Origin of the sequence: Fusobacterium varium (assembly GCA_021531615.1) — a bacterium.
GTDB classification, from domain to species: Bacteria; Fusobacteriota; Fusobacteriia; order Fusobacteriales; family Fusobacteriaceae; genus Fusobacterium_A; species Fusobacterium_A varium_C.
The window spans coordinates 68314-82749 of record JADYUE010000001.1; the positions used below are offsets into that span (position 1 = coordinate 68314).

A 14436-nucleotide genomic window follows, 5' to 3' on the forward strand; every position below is an offset into this window, starting at 1 on the left:
GAGAGATAATTTATGAAAGAAAGAGTAAAAAATATTATTAAAAATTGGATTTTAAGAATAGATGAAGAGGAGACTCTTCCAAAAGAGATAATAGCTTTAAATTTTGGACTTTTTGAACCCTATGGAATAGAACTTACTGGCTCAGAGCTTTATAATTTTTATGATGACGACTGGGCTTGTGATGAAGATTTTGAACCTGCTGAAAGAACTTGTCCAGACTTAAATATTCCTGAAGAGATGGATTGGAAAGATGTTTTAGAAATGATTAGTGAAATTTTAGAAGAACTAGTTTCAGAATTAGATGATTTGGAGATATTGCAAGTGCCACATATTACAACAGGTTTTTGTGACAGTGATCTTGTAATTGTAAAGGGATAAAGGAAGTGATAATATGGCAATAATGAGGGATTTAGCAAAGGATTTTGTAGAATTTTTCGATTGTGAATATGAATACTTTCCTAATAATACATATGAAGAAATTATGGAAAAATTTGAAAAATATAGCAAAGAGGGAAAAGAGAAAGGATATTTTCCTGTGATTGTAACTGTTGATGAAACTCTTTTAGAAAGTTTATCTTTCAATATATCAGATAATGAAGAGTTTAATATAGAAGATGTAAGAGATTATAGAAAGAGATATATTTCATCTATTTTTTCAGAGGGTGGAAAAAATATTTTAAGAGATTTAATAGATAGAAGAAAAGCTGAGGCAGAAGATGACGAAATCTCTTTTAGTGAAGATATAATTGGAGAGTTTGAAGAAAGTGAAGAAGAAAAGCTTAATTCTCCAATAGGATTTTTAAATTATAGAACAGATAAGCCTGAAGAACTGTTTATAGTAAAAGTTCCTGTAAAAAATCCTTGGGAGATATTTGCTTGGTTTCCTATGGGAAATTGGAATGAGTGTCCTAGCACATCAGAGCATATGGCAATATCAAGATATTGGTTTAAGAAATTTGGAGCTGTACCTATTACAATAACTCACGATGTATTGGAATATAAAGTTGAAAAAATTATTACTGATAAAGAAACAGCTATGAAAGTAGCAATAGAGATGTATGGATATTGCCCTGATGTAGACCAAAGTTATGAAACTCTTGGACAACTAGCAGGAAGTTTAGTTAATTCTAGTGTATGGTATTTTTGGTGGGATTAGAAGGGAGTTTTATTACGGCTCTGCTCCTATAAAATATGGCAATGATGAAGTTAAAAAATCTATAAAAGAAAATGCAAAAGATTGGATTTTACTTATGCAAATGAGTGAATTAGAAATTGGAGATTATGGATTGTATTTTGGAGACAGTGGAAAAATATATTTTAATATCAGAAAAGAAGATTTAAAAAATAAAAACTTTGATAATGTTTGGTTAATTCTTCAATGCTATTAAACGAGGGAGGGAAGTTATGAAAAGAGCTTTTGAATTTATTGATGAAAAATCTCATAAATTTTGGTGGATAGAAAGTTTGGAAGAAAAATTTGTAGTAAATTATGGAAAAATAGATAGCATTGGAAAATACGAGATTAAAGAGTGGGATAGTATAGAGGAGTGTGAGAAACAAGTTGAAAAACTTATTAAGTCTAAAATAAAAAAAGGGTATAAAGAGATAAATAATTTTGATTTTGAAAATCGTTATTACTTTGATGATATAGAATATGATATAGATTTTCTTACTTCACACCCTAATTTTAGAAAGCATTTTACTGATGAACAACTTTATTGTAATTGTGGAGACGAAGAAACTCCTTTTGGAAGTGATACAGGAAATGATGTTCTTCATATAATAGAGGAGAAAATAAGAAAAAATAAAAATTTTAGTTTTTCAGACTTCCCTAAATATTTAATAGAAAAAGAATGGGGAATGGAATATTTTGAACCTGTACCTATAATTGATGAAAAAACATTTGCAGAGGAATTGAAAATAAAAGATAAAGGTCTAAGCAGAGAAGCTATAATTAATCAAAGTGATGAAGTAGTAATAGCCACAGCCTTTGCACAGATAAAAATAACTGGAAAAATCAATGAAGATTTAAAAGAAAAAGCATTGTTATCTTTAAAAAGAATGAAGCTAATAGCTAAAATTTGTGGTTATGGAGAATCTGAAATTAATAAACAACTATATAATGATTTAGAAAAATTTTGAGGTGGATTATGGAATATATGAGAGAGTTTTTAAAAAATGAAGATAGAAAAAGTTTTGATAATTTTTGGGAAAATAGCCAAAAACTTGTTTGGATAGATTGGAGAGAATATGATGAAGATATAATAAATTATATAGAGGGAGTAATCCAATCTGGAAAACTTTCAGGAAAAAATAAAGATGCTGACAATGAAATGGGATTTGATATATTTATAGAATGGAAAGGAAATGAATATAAAATATCTTATCCTGATAAAGAGGGTTCTGATAGAGATACAACTATTAAAACTTTAAATAAAATTATCCAACCTGAATATGAGATAAGATTATTTATGGAAAGTTTAGGAAATGATACTCTGGCTTTTGTCCCTCTGCTAAAAAGTGAGTGGGAAGAATTAGAAAAAAAGTTTGGAGATGAAAAAGTAAATTATTATTTTTCTAAGATAGATGATGAAAGCAAGATGTTTGATTTAGATATGGACGAACTTTTTAAAATTTTGGATAAAAGAAAAGAGATAAAAAATTTCTTTGATTAGAGGTGGAATATGAAGAAAATATTAATAGATGATTTTGAAATAGAGAAAAATGATTGGGGATATTATTTTACTGCCAATATTGATTTTTTAGGACAAAACTCAGAACTGCTTTTAAACTATGATACAGAAGAAGAGATTTCTGAAGTTGAATTAAAAGATATTTTAAATAAATCTCTAGAAAAAATAAATAATATGCTTGAAAAAGCTGAAAAAAACAGATCACAACTTATGAAACTTTTAAAAGAAAAAGATTATATAAATCTTGCAACTGAATGGGTAGAAGGTGCAGAGGAAGTTGAGGAAGAAGAAAATTGCTATCTTATAGATGACAATAAAGTTTATACTCCAATAACTGAAGAAGATTTTGAAAAGAGTATGAATTTTGGAGAGATTGCAACAGATATTTATTCAGACGGAGAAACAGAGGATATGTCAGTCTATATTACTTTTGAACCTGATTATTTTGCAGGACATTGTATAGAATGTTATATTGATAAAAATGGAAACTTTTTAGTTAATGGATTAGCAGGATAAGGAGGTAAATTATGAAAAAAGAATTACCATTTTTTAAATATCACCCAGACCCTTTAAAAACAGGAACTTTTGAAACAAATGAAACTGTAGTTTGTGATTGTTGTGGAAAAGAAACTGATGTATATTATTCTGGACCTTTTTATTCAGTTGAAGATGTTGAATATTTATGTCCTGAATGTATAGCCAATGGAGAGGCAAGTAAAAAATTTGACGGAGATTTTATAGATATTTATTTTGGAGAAGTTAGTGATGAAAATAAAATAGATGAATTAACTCACAGAACTCCAAGCTATTGTGGTTGGCAACAAGAAATTTGGGTAACTCATTGTGATGATTTTTGTGCTTTTCTTGGTTATGTAGGAGCTAAAGAACTGAAAGAAATGGGAGTTTTAGAAGAAGTTATTGAAAATGGAAGTCCTGAATTTAATGCTGAATGGAGTGAAGAACAGGTAGAAATAATAAAAAATATGGTTGATGGAGGACATGTTCAAGGATATTTATTCAAATGTCTTCATTGTGGAAAACATTTCCTATACTATGATGTTGATTAGAGGTAAAATTTATGAAAAAGTTAATTTTATCAGTTCTATTCTGTTTTGTGAGTTTTTATTCTTTTGGTTACCAAATAGATGAGAATTTTACAGGACAGGTTATTAAAAAATATAAAGATGGACAAGTAGAATCTATTGAAAATTTTAAAAATGGAAAACTTAATGGAGAGTTTAAAGAATTTTTTGAAGATGGAAGTTTGTCTCAAATAGGAACTTTTAAAAATGGTGAAATGAAAAGTATAAGAGTTTTCTATGAGAATGGAAATTTAAAATTTGAGCAAAATTTAAAGGATAGAAAAGGAAGATATAAAGGATATTATCCCAATGGACAACTAGAAGAAGAAGGAGAAGTTTTTCAAGGGGAGAAGATAGGAGTTTGGAGATATTATAATGAAGAGGGAAAACTTTCTTCAGAAGTTACATATTAAAAATAACCCCCTTAAGTTGTAGCCTTTAAGGGGGTTAAGTTATTAGTTAAAGTATTTTTTAATTAAAGCATCATATGTTCCATTAGCTTTTATTTCAGCAAGAGCTTTTTCTACTTTTTCAAGAAGAGCTTTATCATTTTTTCTTAAAGCAATTGCATATTCCTCTTGTTCAGCATCAGCTTCAGCAAGAACTAATCCTGGGTTTTGTTTTACATAGTTTTTAGCTGGTTCAGAATCAAGTACAACAGCTTCAACTTTATCAGCTTGTAATGCCATTATTCCAGCATAAGCAGCATTAAATCTTTCAATATTAACTCCTTCAATTTCACTAACAATAGTATCTCCAGTGAATCCAAGCATAACAGCAACTTTTTTACCTTTTAAATCATCAAAAGATTTTATTGAGTTATTTCCTTCTTTTACTATAATAACTTGACTAGCTGTATAATATGGTTGTGTAAATGATACAGTTTTCTTTCTTTCTTCAGTAGCTGTCATCCCTGCAATAACTAAATCTACTTTTTTCATTTGAAGAGCTGGTAAAAGTCCATCAAAAGACATATCTAAAACTTTTACATCTGCATCCATTACCTTTCCAAGCTCATTAACTAATTCAATATCAAATCCTGTAACTTCCCCTTTATCAAGATATTCAAATGGTGGAAACTCTGCATTTGTTCCAACAAAGATTTTGTCCTTTGCCATAGCTGAAACTGATAAAGATAAAACTAATGCTCCCATAAGTAAACTTTTAACAAATTTTTTCATAATCATTTCCTCCTGTATTTATATATTTATATTGCTTCATTAATTAATGTAGTAAAATTATTTATTTAAAACTTTATCCAAGAACTCTTTTGTTCTTTCATGTTTAGGATTTTCAAAAAGTTCGATTGGTGTAGTATCTTCTAAAATATTTCCTCTATCCATAAAGAAAACTCTATTAGCAACATTTTTAGCAAATCCCATCTCATGTGTTACAATAAGCATTGTCATTCCCTCTTTAGCTAGATCTCTCATAACATCAAGAACCTCTTTGATCATTTCAGGGTCAAGAGCTGATGTAGGCTCGTCAAATAGCATAATTTCTGGTTCCATTGCTAAGGCTCTAGCAATAGCTATTCTTTGTTTTTGTCCTCCAGATAGTTGGTTTGGATAAACAGCAGCTTTATCTTTTAATCCTACTTTTTCAAGGAGAACTAAAGCTTTACTTTCAGCTTCAGATTGTGAGTAACCTTTTATCTTCATTGGAGAAAGAGTTAGATTTTCAAGAACTGTTTTATGAGGAAATAGGTTAAAGTGTTGAAACACCATTCCTACTTTTTCACGAATTTTGTTAATATCTGTATCTACTCCCATAAGATCTTTATTGTCTATATAAATATGTCCAGCTGTTGGCTCTTCAAGTTTATTTAAACATCTTAAAAATGTAGATTTTCCACTTCCTGAAGGTCCTATTATAGCTATAATATCACCTTTTTTAACCTCTGTACTAATATTTTTTAAAACCTCTAATTTCCCATAATTTTTATATAAATTTTCAACCTTAATCACTTACTTTCAACCCCTTTTCTACATTTCTCATAACTTTAGTAAATAATGCTGTTAATACTAGATAGATAAGTCCAACTGCTAATAGTGGCTCAACTCCTCTATATGTTTGGCTTGTAATTATATTTGCTGATCTCAATAGATCTACTCCACCGATAAATCCAACAATTGAAGTTTCTTTTAAAAGAGTTATAAACTCACTTACAAGAGCTGGAAGAATTTTCTTAATAGCTTGTGGTATAATAACCTCTTTCATTGCTACTCCATAAGGCATTCCTAAAGCTCTAGCAGCTTCCATTTGTCCTTTATCTAATCCCTCAATACCTGCTCTTATTATCTCAGCAACATATGCTCCAGAGTTAATTCCAAATGAAAGTCCAGCTATAACAAGGATAGGTGTATCTCTTAAAACTCCAACAAATATTAAGTTTGCTAAGATCATCAATTGTACAACTGCTGGAGTACCTCTAATTATATCTACATATCCAAAAGCTAAAGAAGATATTGGGTTGAACTTTTCCCAACCTTTTTTATGCTTTAATGGATAAAATTGTGAAAGCTCCATAAGTGCAATTAAGATACCAAGGATAATTCCTATCATAGTAGCTAACAGTGTTGTTCCGATTGAAAAAGCTAGACCATTTAAGATATACATGTATCTATCTCCTCCAATAAAAATATCTTTCAGTAAAACTAAGTAATCCATTTGTTTCCCCCTTTATAATAATTAAAATTTTATTACTTGATTATAAAAAAAATGCAACCTCTAAAAAGGCTGCATTAAACTTTTAATAAAAAAATCAATAGAATAAATCTATTGATCACATTTCACTCTATGCTCATGGAATAAAAAATATAAATAGAAAAATTATAATCTATATTTTATACCCAATCTTTTCAAGAAAGTTTAAATTTGATCAACCAATTTTAAAGAATAAGGTTTAGTATTTAATTTTTGATTTTTCCTTATCCTAAATCTCCTGATCATTTTTCCCCTCCTCGTTTGCTTTTTTGATTTGCCTAATTGTACAACCTAAAAAAATAAAAGTCAAGCATTTTTTTAGATAAATTATTTTTATTTATTTAAAAAATAAAAAAATATTTCAATTTAAAGAGGTGGAAGTATTGACTTTTTTGAATAATAATGCTATTATAAAAGACATTAATACTATATTGAAGGAAATTATAATTAAGGACGTGGTAAAATGAGTTACAAATCAAAATTAGATCTTAGACAAACAGAGGTTGCAATAAAGCAAGTAAAGGACTTCTTTGAAAGAGAGTTAGCAAAAGAGCTAAATCTTACAAGGGTATCAGCTCCATTATTTGTTAAACCTGAATCAGGATTAAATGACAACCTTAGTGGAATTGAAAGACCTGTAAGCTTTATAACAAAAGCAGGAGACAAAGCTGAAATAGTTCATTCTTTAGCAAAATGGAAGAGAATGGCACTTCATAATTATAACTTCAATATAGGTGAAGGGCTTTACACAGATATGAATGCAATTAGAAGAGATGAAGATACAGACTTTATACATTCATACTATGTTGACCAATGGGACTGGGAAAAAATTATAGCAAAAGAGGATAGAACAGAGGAAACTTTAAAGTCAATAGTTGAAGGAATTTTTGGAGTTTTAAAAAATACTGAAGATTATATTTGTGGACTTTATCCAGAACTTTCAAGAAAAGTTCCTGAAAAAATTACATTTATAACTACACAAGAGCTAGAAGATAAATACCCTCTTCTTACTCCAAAAGAGAGAGAACATGCAGCAGCTAAAGAGTATGGAGCAATATTTATTATGAAAATAGGTGGAGTTTTAAACTCTGGAGAAAAACATGATGGAAGAGCTCCTGACTATGATGATTGGGAACTAAATGGAGATATTATTCTATATTATGAGCCTTTAGGAATTGGATTAGAACTTTCATCTATGGGAATAAGAGTTGATGAAGATTCTCTAGCTAAACAACTTAAAATTGCTGGTTGTGAAGATAGAAAAACTCTTGAATATCATAGAATGCTATTAAATAGAGAGCTTCCATATACAATTGGAGGAGGTTTAGGACAATCTCGTATCTGTCTATTCTTCCTAGATAAACTACATATTGGAGAAGTTCAAGCTTCTATGTGGCCAAAAGAGGTTCATGAAATTTGTAAAAAATTAAATATTCATCTACTATAATAGAGATATATTATTGCACTTAGACTATTTTTAGTTTAGGTGCAATTTTTTTAAAAATATATCGACACATTCAGATATATAATTATATAATAATTAAAAAATATAAGGAGAGAATAAAGTAATTATGAAAAAAATTGGTTTTATATGTGTTCACAACTCTTGTAGAAGCCAAATTGCTGAAGCTTTAGGAAAATATTATGGAAGTGAATATTTTCAAAGTTACAGTGGGGGAACAGAAGTTAAAGCTCAAATTAATCAGGATGCTGTAAGAATTATGAAAGAGATATATAATATAGATATGGAAGAAACTCAATATTCTAAACTTATTTCTGATCTTCCTAAATTAGATATTGTAATAACTATGGGTTGTAATGTAAACTGTCCATATCTTCCCTGCTCACACAGAGAGGACTGGGGGTTAGAAGATCCTAGTGGAAAATCTGATGAAGAGTTTAAAATAGTTATAAGAAAAATAGAAGAAAAAATTAAAAAATTAATTGAAGATATAAAGGAAAATAAAATTATCACTCTTTAAATAAAGAAAATTATATATTCTAAAAGATATTTTTACTAAGTAAAATTAAACTTATAATATATTTAATAGTTTAAATTAGAAAAAATCTATTGTATAATATAATCAATATAAAATATAGTGAGGTGGAGTATGTTTAAACTTATTAAAAATGTAGAGATTTACAATCCAGAATTTAAAGGAGTTCAAGATATTCTTTTTTGTAATGATAAAATTGTAAAAATTGATAAAAATATCACTTGTGAAGGATTTGAATGTGAAGTAATAGATGGAACAGGAAAAAAAGCTGTACCTGGATATATAGATCAACATATTCATATAACTGGTGGTGGTGGAGAGGGAAGTTTTAAAACTAGAGTACCTGAAGCTCCTCTATCAAAAATTGTTGAAGCTGGAGTTACTACTGTGATTGGAGTGTTAGGAACTGATAGTACAACAAGAAATGTAGAAAATATTGTAGCAAAGGCTAAAGGTTTAAAAGAGGAAGGAATCTCTTGCTATGTAACAACTGGTGCTTATGAATTTCCATCACCTACAATTACTGGAACAGTAAAAAGAGATGTAACTTTTATTGAAGAGATTATTGGAGTAAAACTTGCAATATCAGATCACAGAGCATCATACATTGATGAAGCTATTCTTGAAGATTTAGCTTCTCAAGTTAGAACTGCTGGAATGTTCTCAAATAAAGCTGGAGTAGTTGTTCTTCATATGGGAGATGGAGACAGACTTCTTTCTCAAGTTATGAATGTAATAGAAAAATCAGAAATTCCTATTAAACACTTTTTACCTACACATGTAAATAGAAAGAAAGAGGTTTTTGATTCAGCTATTGAATTTGCTAAAAAAGGTGGATATATAGATATTACTGACTCTTTTGCTGAAGAAGATTATGCTACTGCAGCTAAAGGAGTAGTTATGGCTAAAGAGGCTGGAGTTGATTTAAGCCACATAACATTTAGTTCAGATGGATATGGAAGTTTCTCTGACTATGATGCAGCAGGAAACTTAATTAGAATAGGGGCATCGCCTATCAATGTTCACCAAGCTGAAATCAAAAGACTTATCAATAATTATGGTTTCACTTTAAGTGAAGCACTTCAATTTTTAACAATAAACCCAGCTAAATTCTTAAAACTTTATCCAGCTAAGGGAGTTTTAGCAGAGGGAAGTGATGCTGATATGGTATTACTAGATGAAAATCTTGATATTACAGATGTTTTCGCTCTTGGAAAACAATTTGTAAGAAATAAAAAAGTTATTAGAAAAGGAACTTACGAAGATTAATCAAAAGAAAGATGGTGAAATCTAATGGAAGAAAAGGAAAATATAAATCTTGAAAAAGAGGAGTATAAAAAAGAGTATAATGAGAAAAATTTTCTTGATAAATTGAAGAAAGTTTTAAAAATTATAGGTGTTAAAGGTGTTTATATGCTTTTAATTTTATACAATACTTTACAGAGAAAGGATATTCCACCTAAAGAAAAATCTATAATTATTGGGGCTTTAGGTTACTTTCTTCTTCCATTAGATGCCTTACCTGATATTACACCAATAGTAGGTTATAGTGATGATATCTTTGCTTTGGGAATGGCTATTTTAAAAGTGATGCCTTTTATTGATGATGAGATAAAGAAAAAATCAAAAGAGCAGATAAAAAAATGGTTTAAAATTCCTGAAGTTGAATTAGATCTTTTGATAAAATAGAACTAAAGAAAAGAATAGTTTATATGAAAGAGGACTGTTGCAAATTAAGATACAACAGTCCCTTTTTTTAGTTTGTAATATTGTATTGCAAACTCCACAACCCTTGCAATAATTTATTTTCATATCAGAAATATAAATTTTCTCTGTATTATGTCCACTTTCCTTTGCTCCTTTTATAAATTGTTCACATAAAATATCTGAATTTCCATTTTTTCTTGGACTTGATGATAAAATTAAAATATTTTTCATAGTTAATCTCCTTTTAACTTTAATCTCTATATTTTTACTATATCACTTAGAGTTAACTCTAAGTCAATATTTTTATGTAAAATTTTAAAGAGTATTTGATAATTTTTTAAAAAATATCTAATCTTTTTATAATATTCATTTGTTTTTAAAACTTAAAGTAATTTCTAACTTAATTTTGGTAAAAAATCATCATCTGATTTTTTTAGCTGTTTTTTTACTAATTTTAGGTTTTCCCTTACCTTGTATTTGATAATCTTTTTTGTTATCCTTGTAATTGAAAGATATTTATTAAGTTTTGGAGGAGATAAAATGAGATACTACGATTATTTAATGCCTAGTGTTAATTTCTTTGGACCAGGATGTCTAGAAGTTATTGGAGAAAGAGCTAAAATATTAAATGGTAAAAAAGCTCTAATTGTTACAGATAAATTCTTAAGTTCTTTAAAAGGTGGAGCAGTAGAAAAATCTATTGAATACCTTGCTAAAGCTGGAATTGAAACTGTTGTTTTTGATCAAGTTGAGCCTAATCCAAAAGATGTTAATGTTTATGCTGGAGCTAAAATATACAAAGAAAACAATTGTGATATGATAATTACTATTGGTGGAGGATCTCCTCACGATTGTGGAAAAGGTATTGGAATTGCTGTAACTCATCCAAAGGATATTTGTGAATATGCAGGTATAGAAACATTAGAATTTCCATTACCACCTATTATAGCTGTAAATACAACTGCTGGAACTGCTTCTGAAGTTACAAGACATGCTGTTATCACAAATACTAAGACAAAAGTTAAATTTGTTATTGTGAGCTGGAGAAATCTACCACAAGTTTCTATAAACGATCCTATTTTAATGATTGGTAAACCATCAAAATTAACAGCTGCTACTGGAATGGATGCTTTAACTCATGCTGTTGAAGCTTATGTTTCAAAAGATGCTAACCCTGTAACTGATGCAGCAGCTATTCAAGCTATCAAATTAATTGCTACAAACCTTAGACAAGCTGTTGCTAATGGAGAAAATTTAAAAGCTAGAGAGAATATGGCATATGCTTCATTATTAGCAGGAATGGCATTTAACAACGGAAATCTTGGATATGTTCATGCTATGGCTCATCAATTAGGTGGACTTTATGATATGCCTCATGGTGTTGCCAATGCTATGTTACTACCACATGTTTGTCGTTACAATATGCTTGCTAATCCAGAAAAATTTGCTGATATAGCTGTATTTATGGGAGAAAATGTAGATGGATTATCTACAATGGAAGCTGCTGAAAAAGCTATTGAATCACTATTTAGATTATCTTCAGATGTTGGAATTCCTAAGAGTTTAAAAGAAGCTGGAGTTAAAGAGGAAGATATAGAGATTATGTCTATCAATGCATTAAAAGATGGAAATGCTTTCAGTAACCCAAGAAAAGGAAATGAAAAAGATATAGCTGAAATATTTAGAGCTGCTATGTAATATTATTAATTTAGAGGTTGAGAATCTGATCAGCCTCTTTTTATATTTATAGTGACTATTTTATTCCACTTTGATATAATAAAAATATATTATCTATAAAGTGGTGATAAAATGTTAAGGAATTTTAAAGATGAATTGCTGTTGATTCAAAAAGATTTAATGACTCTTACCAATATGGGGATTGTAATTATTGATATTGAAGGGGAATATATTACTGAAAAAACTAATTATTCAGGGTTTTGTAAACTGTTTCGTAAAAGCTCAAATCTTAGTTTATTTTGTGAAAAATGTGATTTAAAAGCTTTAAATAAGGTTTTGTTATCAAGAACTCCATATATTTATAAATGTCACTCTGGTTTGATTGATGTGATTATCCCTATTTTATATGAAGGAGAGATTATTGGAGCTTTTTTAATTGGACAATTTTTAATTGAAAATAGTGAGGAATTTGAAATAGAAAGAATTTTAAAGGAAAATAGTGAAAAAAATATAGATTTAAAATTACTTCAGGAAAAATATCAAGAGTTGACAGTTATTAGCTTAGAAAAACTTGAAAGCATAATTAGAATTGTAACTTATAGCACCTATTATATAGCTGATTGTATAAAAAATAATAGATGGTTGCATGTAAAAAGTAACATATCTAAAACCAAAATAGAGTTAAGCAATTCTAAAATAGCACCAGTTATAAAATATATAAATGAAAATATCCATGAGAATATATCTTTAACTTTAGGGGCTACCCTTTGCAATATGAGTCAATCTCAATTTGGAAGAACATTCAAAAGAGAAACTGGAAAAACTTTTAAAGAGTATATTTTATTAAAGAAGATAGAAAGAGCTAAGTTTTACATTAAAACTACTGATAAATCTTTTAGTGAAATATCAGATCTCCTTGGTTTTGAAGATAGTAGTTACTTTACAAAGTTATTTAAGAAATATGAGATAATTACACCAAAGGAGTATAAAAATAGATTAAAAAATAATTTATCATAAATAGTAAGTATCTACTTTTCTATTACTAATAAATATATAAAAAGAAAAATTCTATCCTAATATCAACTAAAGCCGTAATTCACTAGAGAATATTAGAATCCCTTAGCGAAATGGAGTTAAGAAAATGCAACGTGTTTGAGACGAAGTTGAGTTCCAAAAATAGAGAAGCTTTTAGCGACTACTATTTTTGAGATGCAGGAGTAGAACTCCTGCGATACCCATAGTGAATAAGCTTAGGGATTCTTTATTCTTTAGTATGAAGGCTAGTTGATATTAAAAATATAAGTTTTGAAAACTAAACTTTAAAAGATAATCTAGTATCATGTAAATTAAACTTTAAACTAGATAATTTTATTTAACTTTTGAATCAAAAACATATTTACCATTTTCTATTTTTAAAACAGTAACTGCTTTTACAGGATTATTATGATCATCAAAAGTTAAATATCCAGTTACCCCATCATATTCAATACCTTTTAAAGCATCTACAACTTTTTGTTTATCAGTAGTTCCAGCTTTTTCAATAGCAGTTTTCATCATATAAACAGCATCATATCCCAATGCAGAGAAAGCAGATGGATCTTCTTTATATGCTTCTCTATAATCTTTTAAGAAATTTTGAATCTTTTCAGATTGATCTTCAATTGAGAAGTGATTAGTAAAATATGAGTTTTCTATTGCAGCATAAGAACTTTTATCAAGAGTTTTAGCTATTCCATCCCAACCATCAGAACCTACAAATATTGAATTAACTCCAACTTCTCTCGCTTGTGTAGCAATTAAAGCTGCTTGTTCATAATATTCAGGAATAAGAATAACATCAGGGTTCATAGCTGCCAATTTAGTAAGTTGAGGTCTAAAATCTTTATCTCCATCAGAATATCCCTCTACTCCCATAACTTTCATGCCCAACTTTTCAGACTCTTCAATAAATGCTTTAGCTATTCCATCTGAATAGTCACTTGAGTTATTTAACATAACAGCTACTGTATCTGCTCCTAATCTTTCTTTAGAAGTGATTGCTAAAACTTTTCCTTGGTATGGATTAGTAAAACAAACTCTAAATACATTCGGTCCAGCTTCTGTAATATCCACTTGAGTTCCAGTAGGTGTAATTAAAGGCATATTATCTTGAACAGCAACCTCAGCCACTGCTAAAGTAGGCTTTGAAGTAACCTCTCCAATTATTCCTGCTACCTTTTCATCAACTAATTTATTGTATGCCATAACAGCTTCAGTAGAATCCCCCTTAGTATCAAGCATTACATATTCTATTTTTTTACCTAAAACCCCACCATTTTCATTTATCTCTTTAACTGCAAGTTCTGCTCCATTAGTAGTTGTAACTCCATAAATTGCCAAAGCTCCTGTTAATGGTGCCATTCCACCAATTTTTATAGTTTCAGGCTTAGCCACCTCTCCAGACTTACCACAACCACCTATTAACATCATAGCTCCAACAATAAACATATTAATCTTTCTCATAATTATTCCCCCTTAATTGTTATTTATATTTATTTTTTTATAAAAAAAAGACAACCTGCTAAGGTTGCCTAT

Annotated in this window: 19 protein-coding genes; 14 read left to right on the forward strand and 5 right to left on the reverse strand. The window is 29.1% G+C overall.

Annotation, left to right across the window (positions count from 1 at the left end; all coding sequences use genetic code 11):
* Nucleotides 1–12 precede the first annotated feature (12 nt).
* Genes I6E31_00285 through I6E31_00320 form a run of 8 tightly spaced genes read left to right on the forward strand, consistent with a single transcriptional unit; the run spans nt 13 to nt 4188 of the window.
* Nucleotides 13–378: a hypothetical protein gene (locus tag I6E31_00285; GenBank protein MCF2638400.1), complete on the forward strand. Its 366-nt coding sequence runs from the start codon at nt 13–15 to the stop codon at nt 376–378.
* A gap of 13 nt (nt 379–391) precedes the next feature.
* Nucleotides 392–1156: a DUF4253 domain-containing protein gene (locus I6E31_00290; protein ID MCF2638401.1), complete on the forward strand. Its 765-nt coding sequence runs from the start codon at nt 392–394 to the stop codon at nt 1154–1156.
* Nucleotides 1125–1388 (forward strand): DUF1963 domain-containing protein, encoded by a 264-nt coding sequence (locus I6E31_00295; protein ID MCF2638402.1) that lies wholly within the window; start codon nt 1125–1127, stop codon nt 1386–1388. Before I6E31_00290 ends, I6E31_00295 begins: the two co-directional genes overlap by 32 nt.
* 16 nt (nt 1389–1404) lie before the next feature.
* Entirely contained in the window at nt 1405–2142 is a 738-nt protein-coding gene (locus tag I6E31_00300) for a WGR domain-containing protein (GenBank protein MCF2638403.1), read from the forward strand.
* An 8-nt stretch (nt 2143–2150) separates the two neighbouring features.
* Nucleotides 2151–2675, forward strand: a complete 525-nt coding sequence (locus I6E31_00305) for a hypothetical protein (GenBank protein ID MCF2638404.1) — start codon at nt 2151–2153, stop codon at nt 2673–2675.
* Nucleotides 2676–2684: 9 nt separating this feature from the next.
* A complete protein-coding gene (locus I6E31_00310) occupies nt 2685–3209 on the forward strand; it encodes a DUF2262 domain-containing protein (protein ID MCF2638405.1) in 525 nt (174 codons plus the stop codon).
* 11 nt (nt 3210–3220) lie between these two features.
* The gene (locus I6E31_00315; GenBank protein ID MCF2638406.1) at nt 3221–3760 is read left to right on the forward strand and encodes a CbrC family protein; all 540 of its coding nucleotides are present in this window, start codon (nt 3221–3223) and stop codon (nt 3758–3760) included.
* A gap of 11 nt (nt 3761–3771) precedes the next feature.
* Nucleotides 3772–4188: a hypothetical protein gene (locus I6E31_00320; GenBank protein MCF2638407.1), complete on the forward strand. Its 417-nt coding sequence runs from the start codon at nt 3772–3774 to the stop codon at nt 4186–4188.
* Between the two features lie 42 nt (nt 4189–4230).
* On the opposite strand, the gene I6E31_00325 is transcribed toward I6E31_00320, so the two are convergent.
* From I6E31_00325 to I6E31_00335, 3 genes are read right to left on the reverse strand one after another with little or no spacing between them, the layout of a single operon-like run.
* Nucleotides 4231–4956 (reverse strand): basic amino acid ABC transporter substrate-binding protein, encoded by a 726-nt coding sequence (locus I6E31_00325; GenBank protein ID MCF2638408.1) that lies wholly within the window; start codon nt 4954–4956, stop codon nt 4231–4233.
* 57 nt (nt 4957–5013) lie between these two features.
* Nucleotides 5014–5742, reverse strand: a complete 729-nt coding sequence (locus I6E31_00330; protein ID MCF2638409.1) for an amino acid ABC transporter ATP-binding protein — start codon at nt 5740–5742, stop codon at nt 5014–5016.
* Nucleotides 5735–6445: an amino acid ABC transporter permease gene (locus I6E31_00335; GenBank protein ID MCF2638410.1), complete on the reverse strand. Its 711-nt coding sequence runs from the start codon at nt 6443–6445 to the stop codon at nt 5735–5737. Before I6E31_00335 ends, I6E31_00330 begins: the two co-directional genes overlap by 8 nt.
* Before the next feature lie 499 nt (nt 6446–6944).
* Here I6E31_00335 and I6E31_00340 point away from each other — a divergent pair, with 499 nt between their 5' ends.
* The 4 genes from I6E31_00340 to I6E31_00355 all read left to right on the forward strand — a co-directional run bounded on the left by I6E31_00340 (nt 6945) and on the right by I6E31_00355 (nt 10167).
* Nucleotides 6945–7928 (forward strand): aspartate--ammonia ligase, encoded by a 984-nt coding sequence (locus tag I6E31_00340; protein MCF2638411.1) that lies wholly within the window; start codon nt 6945–6947, stop codon nt 7926–7928.
* A gap of 124 nt (nt 7929–8052) precedes the next feature.
* On the forward strand, nt 8053–8463 hold the full coding sequence (locus I6E31_00345; protein MCF2638412.1) for an arsenate reductase ArsC: 411 nt from the start codon (nt 8053–8055) through the stop codon (nt 8461–8463).
* Between the two features lie 129 nt (nt 8464–8592).
* A complete protein-coding gene (locus I6E31_00350; protein ID MCF2638413.1) occupies nt 8593–9747 on the forward strand; it encodes a beta-aspartyl-peptidase in 1155 nt (384 codons plus the stop codon).
* A gap of 24 nt (nt 9748–9771) precedes the next feature.
* Nucleotides 9772–10167 carry a DUF1232 domain-containing protein gene (locus I6E31_00355; GenBank protein ID MCF2638414.1) on the forward strand — a complete coding sequence of 132 codons (396 nt, stop codon included), beginning with the start codon at nt 9772–9774 and terminating at the stop codon, nt 10165–10167.
* Here the strand turns inward: I6E31_00355 and I6E31_00360 are convergent.
* Complete coding sequence (locus I6E31_00360; protein ID MCF2638415.1) at nt 10147–10416, reverse strand: flavodoxin family protein; 270 nt, start codon at nt 10414–10416, stop codon at nt 10147–10149. The genes I6E31_00355 and I6E31_00360 overlap by 21 nt on opposite strands.
* Before the next feature lie 309 nt (nt 10417–10725).
* Here I6E31_00360 and I6E31_00365 point away from each other — a divergent pair, with 309 nt between their 5' ends.
* Together I6E31_00365 and I6E31_00370 are read left to right on the forward strand one after the other, a co-directional pair.
* Complete coding sequence (locus I6E31_00365) at nt 10726–11883, forward strand: iron-containing alcohol dehydrogenase (GenBank protein MCF2638416.1); 1158 nt, start codon at nt 10726–10728, stop codon at nt 11881–11883.
* 111 nt (nt 11884–11994) lie between these two features.
* Entirely contained in the window at nt 11995–12879 is an 885-nt protein-coding gene (locus I6E31_00370) for a PocR ligand-binding domain-containing protein (protein MCF2638417.1), read from the forward strand.
* A gap of 351 nt (nt 12880–13230) precedes the next feature.
* Here I6E31_00370 and I6E31_00375 read toward each other — a convergent pair whose 3' ends face one another.
* On the reverse strand, nt 13231–14364 hold the full coding sequence (locus I6E31_00375) for an ABC transporter substrate-binding protein (protein MCF2638418.1): 1134 nt from the start codon (nt 14362–14364) through the stop codon (nt 13231–13233).
* Nucleotides 14365–14436: the final 72 nt, after the last annotated feature.